The 15,987-nt window shown below is 55.2% G+C and carries 9 protein-coding genes, 1 pseudogene and 1 other annotated feature; of the genes and pseudogenes, 6 read left to right on the top strand and 4 right to left on the bottom strand.

Going from position 1 to position 15,987, the window contains the following annotated elements; all coding sequences use genetic code 11:
* Position 1: 1 nt before the first annotated feature.
* Positions 2-1,435, bottom strand: coding sequence for a hypothetical protein (locus ACQY1P_RS04520; protein WP_430253161.1), 1,434 nt, complete (start codon positions 1,433-1,435; stop codon positions 2-4).
* 319 nt (positions 1,436-1,754) lie between these two features.
* On the opposite strand from ACQY1P_RS04520, the gene ACQY1P_RS04515 reads away from it, so the two are divergent.
* The 4 genes from ACQY1P_RS04515 (at position 1,755) to ACQY1P_RS04500 (ending at position 7,323) form a co-directional block, all read left to right on the top strand.
* Positions 1,755-3,122 carry an SIR2 family protein gene (locus ACQY1P_RS04515; protein WP_430253159.1) on the top strand — a complete coding sequence of 456 codons (1,368 nt, stop codon included), beginning with the start codon at positions 1,755-1,757 and terminating at the stop codon, positions 3,120-3,122.
* A 65-nt stretch (positions 3,123-3,187) separates the two neighbouring features.
* On the top strand, positions 3,188-4,900 hold the full coding sequence (locus ACQY1P_RS04510; RefSeq protein WP_430253157.1) for an ATP-binding protein: 1,713 nt from the start codon (positions 3,188-3,190) through the stop codon (positions 4,898-4,900).
* A gap of 1,009 nt (positions 4,901-5,909) precedes the next feature.
* A complete protein-coding gene (locus tag ACQY1P_RS04505; RefSeq protein WP_430253155.1) occupies positions 5,910-6,605 on the top strand; it encodes an SOS response-associated peptidase in 696 nt (231 codons plus the stop codon).
* A gap of 214 nt (positions 6,606-6,819) precedes the next feature.
* A complete protein-coding gene (locus ACQY1P_RS04500; protein ID WP_430253153.1) occupies positions 6,820-7,323 on the top strand; it encodes a PAS domain-containing protein in 504 nt (167 codons plus the stop codon).
* Positions 7,324-7,627: 304 nt separating this feature from the next.
* Here ACQY1P_RS04500 and ACQY1P_RS04495 read toward each other — a convergent pair.
* The 3 genes and pseudogenes from ACQY1P_RS04495 to ACQY1P_RS04485 all read right to left on the bottom strand — a co-directional run bounded on the left by ACQY1P_RS04495 (position 7,628) and on the right by ACQY1P_RS04485 (position 10,897).
* Positions 7,628-8,895: pseudogene (locus ACQY1P_RS04495) on the bottom strand (IS3 family transposase).
* Positions 8,458-8,614 (bottom strand) — a sequence feature (AL1L pseudoknot). (Overlaps the previous pseudogene by 157 nt.)
* A 69-nt stretch (positions 8,896-8,964) precedes the next feature.
* Complete coding sequence (locus tag ACQY1P_RS04490; RefSeq protein ID WP_430253151.1) at positions 8,965-9,222, bottom strand: hypothetical protein; 258 nt, start codon at positions 9,220-9,222, stop codon at positions 8,965-8,967.
* Between the two features lie 1,270 nt (positions 9,223-10,492).
* Positions 10,493-10,897 carry a winged helix-turn-helix transcriptional regulator gene (locus ACQY1P_RS04485; RefSeq protein WP_430253149.1) on the bottom strand — a complete coding sequence of 135 codons (405 nt, stop codon included), beginning with the start codon at positions 10,895-10,897 and terminating at the stop codon, positions 10,493-10,495.
* 84 nt (positions 10,898-10,981) lie between these two features.
* Between ACQY1P_RS04485 and ACQY1P_RS04480 the strand changes: the two genes are divergently transcribed.
* Entirely contained in the window at positions 10,982-11,746 is a 765-nt protein-coding gene (locus tag ACQY1P_RS04480) for an NADPH-dependent F420 reductase (RefSeq protein WP_430253147.1), read from the top strand.
* Positions 11,747-11,988: 242 nt separating this feature from the next.
* The gene (locus ACQY1P_RS04475) at positions 11,989-15,966 is read left to right on the top strand and encodes a PAS domain S-box protein (protein WP_430253145.1); all 3,978 of its coding nucleotides are present in this window, start codon (positions 11,989-11,991) and stop codon (positions 15,964-15,966) included.
* Positions 15,967-15,987: the final 21 nt, after the last annotated feature.

Raw genomic sequence — 15,987 nt, 5'->3', positions numbered from 1 at the left:
TTCATAAATCTGACCTTTCGCCGCTCGCTATTTTTGTCGGTACGTTGGCTTTACGGACGACGTCTGCCATGTGGCTCGACCGACCCACCAGCCCGTCAAGTTCGATACCGGTGTCTGATGGCAAGCTTTCCACAAGCTGGCGAAGTGCCTCCAAGCCGCGAGTGATATCGAACCGTACCCATGAGCTAGGTTCACCGGGAACGAGAGTGTATCCAAGAGACTGACTTGCCCCCGTATGAAGTTGCAACACCCATGTGCGTGAGCCATCGAACGCCCACTCGAAGCGAACACTGCCGAGTACGGCATGCAGACGCCGATTTACGTCTGTGACGCTGGCTATCACTTCGGCAGGTAGGTCTTCAGGCGCGGTGGATCCGACCATAAATGTCTCACCTGTCCCCGATGCACCCTCGACGACCAATGAACCGTCCGATTGCTCGATCGCGGCACCGGAGAAAGAGGCATCAACAGCTTGCTGAGCTAGAAGCGACGCGAGCAAGGCTCCTTCGGGATCTTCGGCTTGAACCAACCTGAAGGGATCAATCCATCCTTTGGCGGTAGTAAATTTCCCAGGGACCTGCACGACCGGGCTAGTCCGTATCCAGCGCTCGGAAGAGCCCGTATCGGTGCCGAAAGTGAACGGTGCCACCCGGCGCGGGATAACCGTGGTCGTTGGCACAGGCAAACCGGCGGCATGGGCGATCAATAGCCCGTACACCTTATCTCCGATCAAGCGGCTGAAGTCGTTAGGCCAAGAAACCTGTGCGGTGCGATCGAAATCCTCAGCATCGCCAAACTCCCAGTAAACAACGTGGGACTTTCGCCATCCCTGCCGCCGTGGATGAAGGCTAAACTCTATACGAGAGGCGCGGCTTGCTGAAAGGTCCGCGTCAAAACCGTAGACGTTCTGGAAAACCGAGGTAGCCCACGCGAGAGGGAGGCTTGCAAAGCCCGGACTTTCGACGCCGCGAGGCGTTGAGTCGGGTTTGAACTCTACCAGTCCGCCAACAGCAACACCTGAAACCCCTCCGTCGGAAACGTCGATGGTCTCGTTTGCTATAGTAAATGCCCCTTCGGACGATATTCGGCGGATGACGGCAACGGCATCATCGACGGACGTCAGTCCGTAAAGGAACTCCCGGCTCTGGGATTGCTCTTCGCTAAAACTGCGAATGTTGACGGTTCCCTCGGCGCTACGCGAGAACAGAGCTTCAATTGCCAGCGGCACAGAGTCGAACCGAGTGTTTGGCGCAACGTCTGATAGACGGCAGAACTGTTGGACCGGTTCGGCCTTGCCTGGAGCGTAGCTTACAAACTGGGCAACGTTGAAGCGTTCGGCTAACAGATCGAGCTTGCGGTCCTTGCGGAATGAAGCGATCGAATCCTGATCAGGGCGGGGGGCCTTTGATTCGTTCATCTGCTGCTCTTCACTCATCAACACTTCTGTTCCACTGACCCGGCTTCGAGGTTCCACGGACATAACGCACTTTGCAAATGGCAAAAGCCCCACAGCCGTAGACGCCGGTTATAGTCCCCAACAAAAATAAGGAAAGCGTTCCGGCTACAATTTGCGAAAGCAACAGAGAACTGCCGAAGGTGGGGTTCGGAGAGCATCTGTTCGCCGTCACAGTGAAAGGAGCTCTTCATTTAATGGGGGAAGAATTCCGTGAGACGCGTGGGACGATGTGACGACTCGCGGAATAGCTGTACATTCCACAGGCAATTTAATAGTGCAGCGTGGAGATATTTAGCGGATGCCTTCATACTGGGATAAGCGTCCAGGCGACGCAAAAAATCTCCGTCTTCTCACCGCCAGCGGAATGTGGCGGCAATGGTCTGACGAGGTCTCAGACGATGCACCTGGGCCACCGACTCCAGCGACAGGTGCGAAGAAACGAATTGTGGACGCGCTTCAGCAGGCGCTGCATTCAACGAACGTCATGGTACTGCTTGGCTCTGGTGCATCCTTCGGAGCCAGTAATGAGTCGGGCGTGCGGGCCCCAGGGATGAAAGACCTCTGGATCGCCGTTCGTGACGCATATGAAGTATCTGCCCCTGGCAAATTCAACCACTTGGTAGAAGATCTGTTGGGCGTCAAACTCGGCGAGGACGAAAATCAAGCGCCGCAAACTGGGAACATTGAAATTCTGCTCAGTCATTGCAAGATGACGATCGAAATGCTGACAACCAAATCTGCAACCATTAAGGCGGAAGCGGCCAAAAGCTTAGAGGCACCGGCCTTTTCACTGGATGTGGAAATCGCCAGGCTCACTTCATTCGTCGGGATTGCCGAGAAAGCCATTCTGAAGAGCGTGAATTTCGTTTCTGACGAAACGACCCTCGTCGCTCACAATGACCTTTTGATGAAATTGGCTCGTCGAAGCCCTGAAAAGCCGAGGGTTCGTATCTTCACAACGAACTATGACCTCTGTATCGAAGAAGCCGCCTTGCGTTTGAATGCCGTCTTGATAGATGGCTTTTCGCACAGTGCGAGGCAGCGGTATAATCGCGATAATTTCGAGCATGACATCGTCCGTCGGCGCCCATCAGCTTCCCAAGCAGATTACATCGATGCCGTATTCCACCTTTATAAAATGCACGGATCCGTCGACTGGCGACGTCAGCGTGAGATTGTCATACGTAGTATGGACGCGGACCTGACTAAATTTCAGCCAGTCCTAATCTATCCTCGGTCATCCAAGTACCAGGAAGCGTTCGACGCTCCCTACCTCGATCAATTCGCCGCATTTCAGGCCGCTCTGCGGGAGCCTGACACTACTATTATAATTTCGGGCTTCGGGTTCGCTGACGATCATATCAGCGCACCCATTTGGGCCGCGCTGCAATCAAATTTGAGTCTCCATCTCGTTTTATGTGACGTCGCCTTCATTCACGATCCAAAGCTCGATGGCGGAGAACATGATATTCCCCTGGATATGGCCGGATGTAATACCCACCAAAAGCGAATCTTAAATCTCGCTGTTCTCGGCGATCGCCGCGTCACTATCTTGAACGGCCGATTTGAAGACTTGACGTCAGCGATCCCGATGATCGAAGGCCGAACAGACCGGCAACGCATCGAAGAACTGATCGCCGCCGTGAATTCGGCGGTGCCCAAATGACGGCGCCAGCTTCTCTCATTGATTCCGACAGACGTATAGGAACTGTTACTAGATTAACGGCAACCATGGCTGAGGTGACGTTACCGCTTGCCTTAGCGGCATCAGGCCGCAGAGGCCTCGCGCGAGGTACGGTTGGTGACTTCGTTTTCATAGACTGCGACCTCGAAACTATTCTTGGACGTATCGTTGAGGTCGGTATTTTCGGCTCTGATAGGACTGGGCTTGATCGGCAAATCGAGAACCAGCCCATAGTTCATCCCGACGGCAAAATACAGTTGCTGGCCACGGTTGATAAGACCAGCCTCAAGGTCACCCGGGGAATCGCTGTCCAGCCACGCATTGGCGACAGCGTATATTTGGCCGAGGGTCGATCCCTCTCAAAAACTATACAGGACGCTCTGGTTGGCGATCTGAAGGACCCAATTTTGATTGAACTCGGCCAACTGGCCGGTTTGGAAGATGCGACGATAAGTATTCCCCCAGAGAAACTATTCGGCCGTCACTGCGGAATCTTTGGCGCGACAGGAGGTGGGAAGAGCTGGACGCTGTCGAGGCTTGTAAACGAGGCGGTCAGGCTCGGAGGAAAGTGCATCCTTTTCGACCCGACCGGCGAGTTCGCGGGCAAAATACCTGGGGCTAAAGAATTTGCATTTACCAAGGCCCCGCCTGGGCAGACCTTAGCTCGATTTCCGTTCAGAGATCTGGCGGAGGAAGATCTCAGGGCTTTGTTGACCCCTACCAGTCAAACCCAAATTCCCACCCTTAGGAATGCCGTTAGAACACTTAGAATGGCTGAGGCATTTTCTCTTCCAACTTCCCCGTTTGCTTCGATCATCGTCGATGGTCGTAGAAAAGTCGATATCACAATCGGCCAGAAAACGTGGGGAGACATTTGGGTCCAGCCAGATGGGACAATCAAGAAAACCGATAGTCCGCGTGCACCGTTGGGCATGGCAGAGATACATCTATACAAGGCTATTGGATCAGACGTATGTGATTTCAACATTCACGCCCTTGCTGGCCAGCTAAAAAACGAATGTGTTCATCCCGCTGGATTTGGCGATGCTGCAGGCAGCTATGGAGGCATTGATAAGCAGGCCTTGGGGTATTGCACCTCGCTGATCGTTAGGACGGAAACCTACCTCAGCGCTCCGGAACTTGGATGCATATTTTCCGAAGACGGAGCAAACATCTGTACGGCAATTAACCAGTTCATTGTCGATCCTGATCAGCATGCCATGATCCTCTCCTTCAAAGATGTGACGTTCAAATACAATACAAGAGAATTGCTTTTGAATGCGCTTGGCCGCTATCTTGTGCGAAAGGCGCGGGCTGAGGCTTTCAAGAATAATCCTGTGATATGCTTCCTCGACGAGGCGCATCAATTTATCGGACGAACGGTCGGCGACGAAGCAAACAGCGTTGCCTTGGATTCCTTTGGTCTCATCGCAAAGGAAGGCCGGAAGTACGGATTGACGGTCACGATCGCCACGCAGCGTCCCCGAGACGTGCCGCAGGATGTGCTCAGCCAGCTCGGGACCCTCATCGTTCACAGGCTTACGAACGAGCGAGATCGGGAAACGATTGAGAAGGCATGCGGGGAAATGGATAGAAGCGCAGCGGCTTTCATACCTTCATTGGCGCAAGGGGAAGCTATTTTCGTCGGCCCCGACCTCCCTACCCCGATGCCGATTCAAATGATGATACCCGCGCCTTCACAGCAGCCAGAATCTCGCGGGCCCGACTATCAGTCGGCTTGGGTACTAGCGGCACAATGAGACGCCACTCCCGCTCAACGACATAGAATGGGCTCGCCCTCTCTTATCACCGCTTGAGGCTGGAAGTGGTCACGGACAGCGACGGAGCTTGTGAGACCCTCTTCGGAGACGGTGCTGTTGGTAACAACCGAGCGTAACAATGATCCGTTTGAGGAACAATGGTCAGATCCGCTTGGCGGCAACAGAACGCTCAACGTGAGGATTGTAACGGAGCATGTCGGGAGCAGGTACCAATCACTGCCGACATGCTCGCTGAGCTACTGGTATTGCGGCACCAGAGGCAGCACGAATATGTGTGATTCTGGTTAAGGAAGCATTGTGGATTGGAGCCCTGCTATCTCGCGGGATATTAGGCGAAGGGCAAGTCGGATGGTCCTGGCCTTCCCTTCGCCGTTTAAGAAGATCGCAACTTGTAGGGAACGAAGCTTCAAGCCGTCAAGATAGATATGACAACGGCTCACAACCTATCAGTGACGATTAACCCGAGCAAGAGGCAGATAACTACCAGCGGGAACCGTCGTAGCCGCCGTCTCCAACGTGATGCTGATGATCACTGACCGAACCAAGAAGGCAAAGGCTGTGATCTGATACCTTTGCCTTCTTGGAAGCCGACAACGACCGAGACGTTCATGCTTGAAACGCCCGTCCCGGTCGTCACGCATCTCGGCAAGGCGTTGCCGAGACGCTGACTGGTTATCAGGCTTTTGTTTAAGGAATTGTTGCGGGCTCATCACCGGTCTTAACCAACCAGTCGTCGTTTTAGCGGGCGTGTCGGTAGCCGGTAACTACCAACTCCAACACGCTCGCTCACCATCTGGAACGGCATTCCAGAGGCATGTCACCGAGCACGAGGGGGTGTCCTGCTGGCAACGCATTAATATTAGCATATCCTACTAAACACGCAAATGCGGCTTTCATGTTAATGACGCTCCGCCGTCATCTAGCCATTGAAAGCGCTGTTGATACTACAGCGTGGCCGCATATCTAAGCACGACACGGAGAGACGGGCATGTGCAACCTCTACAATGTCACGACCAACCAGCAGGCCATTAGAGACTTAATCAGCATCACGCGGTTCAGGGAAGGAAACCTGCCGCTTTCAATCAATGTCCACCCCGATCGCGAAGGACCGATTATCCGCCTGGACACGGAGGGCGAGCGTGAGCTGACGATGTCGACGTGGGGCATGCCGACGCCCGAGGTGCATCTCGACGGCAAGCCCGACAAGGGTGTTACGAACGTCCGCAAGACGTTCATTCCTCACTGGCAGCAGTGGCTGCGCGTCGAGAACCGTTGTCTTGTTCCCGCAACGGCATTCAGCGAGTACGAGCAGACCGCCGATCCGGCCACGGGAAAGAAGCCGCTTCGGTGGTTCGCCGTCGGCGAGGACCAGCCTCTATTTATGCTTGCAGGCATCCATACGAAGTGGATCGGCTCACGGGGACCGATCAAGGCGCCGCGCGAGGGAGAACACGACCTCTATGCCTTCCTGACGACCGACCCCAACGAGATCGTAAAACCCATCCACCCGAAGGCCATGCCCGTTGTCCTCACGACGCAGGAAGAATGCGAGATTTGGTTGACCGCGCCTTGGAGTGAGGCGAGGGCCCTTCAACGCCCCCTGCCCGCAGACCGAATGATGGTATTGCCGCGTTACACGGAGGTCGGTGGCCTCGGGGGGCTTCCGACATTGACGAAAGGCTGATCTTGCGTGGCCACCTCTTTGAGGTAGATTCGAAGCTAGCTGGATCAACCCTGTAACAACAACTCGCAGATAGTCTGCGATATTCAACGTACGACCAATAATCTACTCGGCCGCCGTACGAACCTTGGAACCCGTAAGCATCTGTTGACTTAGATGAAAAGCCATTATCGGAAATGCTAATTAGGCTTTGGTGTTGGTTATAAAGAGGTCTGTCATGGGAAATATGCACAGCGGTCTTATCGAAGTCGTACTCAACGGTGCAGGGTTCTACTCCTGGTCTTTGACGACGAACAAACTATCAGCGGATGCGGCTTTTGCGGCTATTTACGAGATAAGTGAAGCCGATCTGGCGAAAGGGATTCCAGTCGAATCCATCCTTGAACGTATCGTTGCTGAAGATCGCCCTCGCCTTGCCAAGCGCATCCACGAAGTCATTCTTGGAGCGAAGCCCCTCGTTTCGCCCTATCGAATCCTGACAAGCGATGGGAGTATGAGATCCCTACTTAGCATGGGGTCTTGTTCGCACGACGAAGACGGTGTGCCCTCGATCTACTCGGGGATCGTGCTTGTAGCAGAGAAAGTCGAGATTGGTCTCGAAACTGCCGGGATCGAACGCCACATAGGAGCCGCACTCAATCTAGCAAAGAACGACGGACTTGAACTGACCGAACGCTACTTGTCCTCGGCACTACGGTCGCTCTCTTCCGAAGAATCGTAGAACTTACTCAACTGTCTGAGCACTCGAAGGACAATTTCCTTCTTCTCGATGCGGGCATCCTCATCACCTACGGTACGGATTGAAGCTGTCCGAATTCGTACAATCAACTCCGCCAACTTTTCTTCCTCGTTCATGTGCATACCAATGCTCAGACTTACATGGCCATAGCGTGCATCGCGGTTGAGCTATGGCTGTGACGCAAGTCGTAAGCGAGACAGAACAGCAGTCGAGTTGGCACGGAGTAAAGAGTTCACGCCGATGGGCTTGAACCGCGCCGGGTTTGCCGGAGGCCATTTCGTTTAAGTTATGCGGCCATGGCTGCTTCGTCCAGCATGGCGTAATATCGCTCCTCGGCTTTGGCTGGCGGTATATTCCCAATCGGTTCGAGAAGTCGTCGGTGGTTGAACCAGTCGACCCATTCAAGAGTGGCGAATTCCACTGTCTCGAAGCTCCTCCATGGTCCACGCCGATGGATGACCTCGGCCTTGTAGAGACCGTTGATCGTTTCTGCGAGCGCGTTATCGTAGCTGTCACCGACACTCCCGACGGACGGCTCGATGCCTGCCTCTGCCAGGCGTTCGGAATACCTGATCGAAACGTATTGAACACCGCGATCCGAATGATGCACAAGGCCGCCGCCATGCGCAGGACGCCGATCATGAAGTGCCTGCTCCAGCGCATCGAGGACGAAGCTTGCATGTGCTGTCCGGCTCGCCCCCAGCCGACGATGCGACGAGCAAAGACGTCGATGACAAAGGCCACGTAGACGAAACCCTGCCAAGTAGCGACATAGGTGAAATCCGAAACCCACAGCCTGTTTGGCGCAGGGGCTTTAAACTGGCGGTTCACCCGGTCAAGCGGGCTTGGAGCCGTCTTGTCCGAGAACGTCGTGCGGATCGGCTTTCCCCGAATAACACCTTGCAGGCTCATCGACCTCATAAGCCGAGCAACGGTGCAGCGGGCGGCGTCGAAGCCTTCACGCTTCAACTGCCGCCAGACTTTACGAACGCCATAGACCCGAAAGTTCTGCTCGAAGACGCGACGGATCTCGATCTTCAGGCTGATATCGCTGCGGGCGCGGACCGACAGGCGATCCACGTCCAGTCGTTTGGCGACATTCTCATGGTAGGTTGATGGGGCAATCGGCAGCAGCTTGCAGATCGGCTCGACCCCGAACACGCTACGGTGTTCGTCGATGAACGAGATCATCGCTTGAAGGGGCGGTCGAGCTTCCTCTTACCCGGTAGGTGAATGCTCGCATTCACCGTTAGGGGCCATGGCGAAATATGCAGAAGCTTTGCGCAAAATCTCGTTGGCCTGACGAAGCTCCCGGTTCTCCCGCTCAAGAGCCTTCATCTTCTCGGCCACATCGCTCGGCAGGCCTGCTCGTTTACCGCTGTCGACCTCGGACTTCTTCACCCATTCATGCAGCGTGGCTGGCGAGCAGCCGATCTTGGCCGCAATAGATGAAACGGCAGCCCAGCGGGATGGATGCTCGGCTTCGTGATCCAGCACCATACGAATGGCACGTTGACGGACTTCAGGTGAAAACTTGTTCGTTGTCTTGCTCATGATGACTCCACTTTCTCAGAAGTTGGAGCCTCCAGCAAACCCGGCGCGGTTCAGATCGGACAGTTAGTATTATGAAATCGGCTCGTCAGAAGGCCAGTCGTTGGCAAGTTTTTTGACGTATCGGGTACCGTCTGCCGCAGAATTGATAATTAGATTGTCGGACGGTTCGGGGGGCTTCGCCCTAACACCAGTGGCTTGATCTGCTGATCGCAGAGTCTGTCCATTCCCTTCTGCTAGTATGCCGTCTTGACGTTCTAACTCGCGCTCGACAACTTCATGGGATCGCTCTGCCGGATCTTGCTCTGCTAGTACGGTCTCTTCGATCATTATATTCTCCTTTCCGCATAAACCGACCCGATCATTTTTCGTTCCTCAAAAGAGCGTTGATCATCAGTTGCCGTGCGTCACTCAAGCGACAACGAACTTGGGTTTCCCGGACGGAAGAACGCGAGATTTCGATAACCGTGCCGTGAAGTGACTCGATGGCTTCTCGACGCCGCCTGCTCGCGGGCGAAATGTTAGCTTTGCGCGTATCGGGGAGTTAGGGGTCAGAGAAGACTTCTGGCACAGAAGAGATACCTCTTCTGCAGACTTCTAAGTGATGAATGACGGTGCGAAACGTAAAGTCGCGGAGCGGTCATGACTGGGCAGGCGAAGGCAAGCCGCCCCGTAGCGGCACGATCCAGTTTCGGGAAGTCACGTTCATACAGAAAGCGGTGTGTCGCAACGCCCGAACCGACCGGGCAAACGGCTCATTTCATTGGCGAGAAATGAGGCTCGCTGCCCGCATGAAGCATGGTCCGTCTGCAGCGAGCCTCGGCTGCAGTGCCGGGGTGGGGCAACCGCAGCACGCGACTGTGGGCCTATCAAATACCGAGCGCAACGCCAGATCTAGCCCACTGGACGGCTAGGCAAGCCTGCGGGAGCGAAGGTCAATCGTTCCGGTATTTAGGTCGAGGCAGAGGATGCCGCTGTCAGTCAAACGGTAAGGCTCGACGGAAGCGCAAAGACCGAGAGACGCCAGTTCTCCAATGCAGAGAACGTGCTTCGCCCAAGTCGACGTGGAAGCTGGCCAGCGAGCATCCGTAGCGTTTCGATCTCGTCCGGTAGCAATTCAGGCATGAGTTCCTCTAACGCCCGAATAGAACGAGGGTGATAGATTCGTCAACAACACGATGACGTGCAACGTATGTAATTGCCAGTAGTTATGGCTTTTGCCGACCAGCCTTCGAGCGCATAGCACACCGGACATTGGTCGGTAGGTTGACGTCGTTCTGCCTTCGTTCCATTTATTTATCATGGTCGGGAATCTCAGAACACTTGCCGAGGCTGTCAGGCACAACATGGTCGTCGTTGCGACGTGCCGCCCATGCGGTCGTGAGGGCAGGTTTCTAGCCCGGGATCTCGCCCAGTACAAAGGATGGAATGCAAACCCCTGGAAATTGAAGTTCCGGTGCAGTGGGTGTGACGGGACCGACATGAAAATCACTTGCGAGTTGTTCGATCCCGATCCCAGAAGCGTCCAGGTGATTTGGAAGCCGATCGAGATAAAGCGCTGATCGCGACGCAGCGAAAATCGCTGCCTCGCAGTACGCCTTCACAGTCGCGGCGCACTCGTCTTTTCGTGCGTTACTGTCGGCTCGCTCATCGTCTCCCGTCGCATGAACGCCCAGTCAATCAACTCCGCCATCGCGGGGCCGAGCGCGATGCCCATCCCACTCAGCTCGTACTCCACTCGCGGTGGTACCTGAGGGAAAACGGTCCGTGTGATAATCCCGTCTTTTTCCAGTTCTTTGAGCTGCTGGATCAGCATCTTCTGATTGACGCCCTCTACGCGCTTCTCCAGCTCCGAGAACCTCAAAGGCCCCTTTGCGCCGAAAAGCTGGCAGACGATAACGATCTTCCACTTGCCTTCCAGTACACGCAGGGCGTCCCGAGTGGCGGCTGCCCAAACGAGCTGCTGTTTAGGATCGTCGCATCTCCAATCGCGTTCGATGGCCATACTTACCTCGCAGTGGGTTACCCACTTATTAGTAGGTTCTTGTTGTAGTGACTAGCTACACCTAATCTAGGACGTGAAACAACCGTGAAGGAGCGCAGTCACGTGAAGATAGGAATTCTAGGCGTCGGACACATCGGGAAAACCCTGGTTCGGACCCTCAGCGAAGCAGGACATGACGTAAAGGTCGCCAACTCGCGCGGCCCGGAAACAATTCCGTCCGAGGTGCTTGCCTCAGGCGGCAAAGCTGTCACCGCCGAGGAAGCTGTTAAGGGAGCCGACGCTATCATTCTCTCGATACCCCTGAATCGTATCCCCGGTATCGCTTCGCTGTTGGCGACGATCCCTGAGGAAACAGTCGTAATCGACACCTCGAACTACTATCCAATGCGCGACGAGAAGATCGCCGAGATCGAAGACGGCAAGGTAGAGAGCGTCTGGGTGTCCGAGCAACTTGGCCACCCCATAGTCAAAGCCTGGAACGCGATTGGCTCGGACTCCTTCGCGAGGAAGGGCAAACCCGTAGGAAGTCCCGGACGTCTCGCCATTCCGGTGGCAGCAGACCGGGATCGAGATCGCGAGGTAGGGCTCGCGCTCGTCGAAGACTCTGGGCTGGATGCCGTATACTCAGGCACTATCGCGGAGTCCTGGCGGCAACAGCCGGGCGCTCCTGGCTACTGCACCGACCTAACGCGGGAAGAGATGCCCGATGCGCTGGCGAAGACGGAGAAAGCTCGCCTGCCGAAGCGTCGTGATCTAGCCGTGGCTGTCATCCAGGAACGGGTCGGCGACGCGACGACAAACCCCGATGCGGACTTCGGCGTCCGTGTTAACCGTGCGATCTGCATGTGACCCGTTGAGAAGGATGTCTGCGGAGCAGGCATCCTTTGTCTGTCAGTTCACTCCGCAGGCGGAAGCAGCCATGCTTATCAGTACCGCTCTTTTCAGCGCAGCCGTTTCGACCGACCAGCGCTGGACTACTGAGTCCAAATTTTGCAGCTGATCCTGTTTCTTATAAGCTTCCCCTTGTTCAATCTAACGATTAAGGCTTTGGCGGGTAGCGGTCGCCGAAGCGGCGTGTTGGGGGGTACTGGGTGGCGTTATCTTACACTGCTTTGATTTCGGGATCGGGCTCTACAGGTGAGCGCATTGCTGAGCTTGACTGGTCGCAGACCTCGCTTGGAAAGATCGATGATTGGCCGGAGATCGTTCATTCAACCGTCCTGCTCATTCTAAAGTCACCGCTCGCCATGGCTACCCTGTGGGGTCCCGACGGAATTCTTATCTATAACGATGCGTATGCAAATTTTGCAGGGAGTCGCCACCCAGGCCTGCTTGGAATGAGAGTGCTTGAGGCTTGGCCGGAGGCGGTCGATCTCAATTCCCAAGTCCTGCAAACATGTCTTGCGGGTGACACCCTCTCATATGAGGATCAACCACTCGTCCTCTATCGTGAGGGTGAGCCGGACGACGTTTGGGTTGATCTCGATTACTCTCCGATACTCGACGCTGAAGGTAATGCCATCGGCATTTTGGCCGTTGTCGTTGAGACGACGGACAAAGTGTTATCGGAACGCTGGCTCAGCGGCGAACGGGATCGGCTGCGACTTCTTTTCGATCAAGCTCCCGGGTTCATAGCGATCCTTCAAGGGCCAGACCACGTATTCGACATTACCAATCCGGCTTACATGCAGCTGGTCGGTCATCGGCAAATCATCGGACGCTCCGTTCGCGACGCATTGCCGGAAGTCGCGAGCCAGGGATTCGTTGAGCTTCTTGATAACGTTTACTCGACCGGCAAGCCTTTTACCGGCAGGGGTCTTCGGGTTGCTCTTCAGCGTGACGAAAATTCAGTACCTGAAGATCGGTACGTGGACCTTGTCTTCCAGCCCATCCGGGACCGCAAAGGAAGTGTGACTGGGATATTTGTTCAGGGCACCGACGTCTCCGACCGTGTTGCCGCCGAAGCTGCGATAAAACTGAGCGAAGCGCAAAATCGTCAGGTCTTAGACAGTGCGGTGGACTACGCCATTATTGCGTTCGATACCGACGGCAAGGTGACCCGCTGGAACAAGGGTGCTGCGACAATATTTGGCTGGTCAGAGGATGAAATCCTCGGGCAAGACGCCTCTCGCATTTTCACGCCGGAAGACCGCGAGATAGATCGCATCGCCACAGAGATGGGTCTCTCGATCAAGGATGGTTCGGCGAACGACGAGCGCTGGCATATCCGCAGATCGGGCGAGGTATTTTGGGCAAGCGGGGAAATGTCTACGCTCCTGGATGACGCAGGTAATCTCGTAGGGTTTGTCAAAGTCCTCAGAGACAGGACTGAGGAACACCGGGCGACTGAAAAACTCAAACAAACCGAAGAACGATTGCGACGTGCTCAGGAAGCCGGAGGCGTCGGCATCTTCTCTATTTCGGTTGGTGACGACGTCCTGGAAGTTTCTCCGGAATTCTGCCGCCTGTTCGGTATTCAGGACACGGAAAACATCTCCGCGAAGACAATCGAGAGCCTGGTCATACCGGAGGACCAGGACAAGGTGTCTAATGCAGAGACACGGAATACGCAGACCGCACAGCTTGACGTCCAATACCGTATCAAGCGGGCAGACAACGGCGAAGAACGGATCATAGCTCGCAAAGCGGAGTTCGAGTACAATTCCGAAGGACAGCCTGTCAGCCTAGTCGGTGTCGTTCAGGACGTCACGGATCGGGATCGGGCGGTCCTCGCCCTGCGTGCGAGCGAAGAACGGTTTAAGACGTTCGCGCAGGCGATGCCGAACCATGTCTGGACCGCAACGCCAGATGGATTGCTGGATTGGTTCAACGACCGCACCTACGCGTACTCGGGCGCATCCGAGGGCGAGCTTGACGGGCGGGCGTGGACTGGCATCGTTCATCCCGACGACATCGACACGGCAGGCCTGCAGTGGCTGGAAGCCTTAACAAGCGGGCTCGTCTACGAGACGGAATTCCGCTTGCGACGTCATGATGGTGTCTACCGATGGCATCTTGCAAGAGCCGTACCGATGCGAGACGAACGGGGCGAGATCACTCGTTGGGTTGGGACGAACACCGACATCAACGATCTCCGCGCCACGCGCGAGGCACTCTCTAACCTCACCAATCATTTGGAACAGCAGGTCGAGGAAAAAACTGCCGACCGGGATCGAATGTGGCGTCTCTCAACTGAGATCATGCTGGTCGCTGGTATGGATGCAAAGATAATGGCGGCTAACCCCGCTATGCTGGCCCTTGTCGGACAAACAGAGCAGGAACTGCTGGGACAGGCCTTCATGGACTACGTCCATCCCTCTGATCGTCAGGCTACGCTCGATGAGGTCGCAAAGCTTGATAAGGGCCTTCGGACACTCAACTTTGTGAACCGCTATCGCGGTGAAGGCCGCGTTTATCGAACGGTTTCTTGGACGGCAGTCCCCGACAACAATGTTATTCATGCCGTCGGTCGCGACGTAACAGCCGAAACTGAGGCAGCCGAACAGCTGAGAAAAGCCGAATTAGCGCTTCAGCAATCGCAAAAGATGGAGTCGATTGGAAACCTGACTGGCGGCGTGGCTCACGACTTCAATAATCTTCTTCAGGTCGTATCAGGTAATCTTCAGCTGCTGTCGAAAGAAGTGGTTGGAAACGACCGCGCAGTAAAGCGGATAGCCAACGCGCTCGACGGGGTCAATCGCGGTGCCAGGCTTGCAAGTCAGTTGTTGTCCTTCGGTCGTCGACAGCCTCTTGAACCGAAGGTCATTAATATCGGTCGCCTCGTCACGGGTATGGACGAGATGTTGAAACGCTCGTTGGGTGAAGCCGTCGAAATCGAAACTGTCGTCTCTGCTGACTTGTGGAATGTCCAGGTCGACCCGACACAGATCGAGAATGCGCTGCTGAACCTTGCGATCAACGCTCGCGATGCAATGGATGGAACGGGTAGGCTGACAATCGAAGCTCGCAACATCACTCTGGACGCTGTGTATGCCAGGGACAATTCTGAGGTTAGGCCAGGCTCCTACGTCATGCTGGCTGTCAGCGACACGGGTTCGGGGATGTCGCCTGATATTGTCGCCAAGGTGTTCGAACCGTTCTTCTCCACCAAGCCAGAGGGCAAAGGAACTGGTCTCGGACTGTCCATGGTGTTCGGCTTCGTGAAGCAGTCCGGCGGGCATATCAAGATTTACAGCGAGGTCGGCGAAGGGACGAGCATCAAGCTCTATTTTCCGCAGGTCCTGTCTGATGAAGACCTGATCATCGATATGGACGTTGGCAAAATCGAGGGTGGCACGGAAACTATCCTGGTGGCCGAAGATGATGAGGCCGTCCGTGCCACGGCCGTCGAATTGCTTCGCGATCTAGGTTACTCGGTTATCACCGCGAACGATGCCGAAAGCGCCCTGGTCGTTCTTCAAAGCGGCGTGCATGTCGATCTATTGTTCACGGACGTCGTCATGCCCGGGCCGCTGAAAAGTCCCGAACTGGCGCGGATCGCTCGGGAGAAGAACCCTTCTCTGTCTGTCCTCTACACGTCGGGTTACACTGAAAACTCAATCGTACATGGCGGACGACTTGATCCTGGCGTGCAGCTCTTATCAAAGCCTTACACCAAGGAGGCCATGGCTCGGAAAATCCGTCATGTATTCGCCAATCAGGCGCAGCGAAATCAATCCCTCTTGGTGACACCGACGCCGACCACAATCATTCCCGCGACTGTCTCCAGGAATATCCTGCTGGTTGAGGACGACGTTCTGATCAGGCTGAACACAGCCGATATGCTTGAAGAGATGGGACATCAGATTACCGAAGTAGGCAACGGCACCGACGCGCTTAAAATGCTTGAAAGCGGCAATTTCGATGTTCTGTTTACAGATGTGGGACTACCTGGCATCTCGGGCATTGAACTCGCGAAAGGTGCCAGGACCAGGTTTCCGAACCTTACCGTGATATTTGCGACCGGCGATCCTAACGTGCCATCTTTGGGTGGTTCAGGAGTAACGAAAGTGCTTTTGAAGCCGTATGGTGAGGACGACCTGCGCTCCGCGCTCTCGGACATTGCTTAGCGCCAGGAGTAATGAACAGGC

Origin of the sequence: Neorhizobium sp. DAR64872/K0K18, assembly GCF_050500175.1 — a bacterium.
In the GTDB taxonomy this organism is placed as follows: domain Bacteria; phylum Pseudomonadota; class Alphaproteobacteria; order Rhizobiales; family Rhizobiaceae; genus Neorhizobium; species Neorhizobium soli.
The sequence above is the reverse complement of the archived record's forward strand: the minus strand, read 5'-3'. Positions and strand labels throughout refer to the sequence as shown.

Coding starts and splice junctions, on each gene's coding strand:
- ACQY1P_RS04520 (WP_430253161.1), bottom strand. CDS start 1,435: ATGAGTGAAGAGCAGCAGATGAACGAATCAAAGGCCCCCCGCCCTGAT.
- ACQY1P_RS04515 (WP_430253159.1), top strand. CDS start 1,755: ATGCCTTCATACTGGGATAAGCGTCCAGGCGACGCAAAAAATCTCCGT.
- ACQY1P_RS04510 (WP_430253157.1), top strand. CDS start 3,188: ATGGCTGAGGTGACGTTACCGCTTGCCTTAGCGGCATCAGGCCGCAGA.
- ACQY1P_RS04505 (WP_430253155.1), top strand. CDS start 5,910: ATGTGCAACCTCTACAATGTCACGACCAACCAGCAGGCCATTAGAGAC.
- ACQY1P_RS04500 (WP_430253153.1), top strand. CDS start 6,820: ATGGGAAATATGCACAGCGGTCTTATCGAAGTCGTACTCAACGGTGCA.
- ACQY1P_RS04490 (WP_430253151.1), bottom strand. CDS start 9,222: ATGATCGAAGAGACCGTACTAGCAGAGCAAGATCCGGCAGAGCGATCC.
- ACQY1P_RS04485 (WP_430253149.1), bottom strand. CDS start 10,897: ATGGCCATCGAACGCGATTGGAGATGCGACGATCCTAAACAGCAGCTC.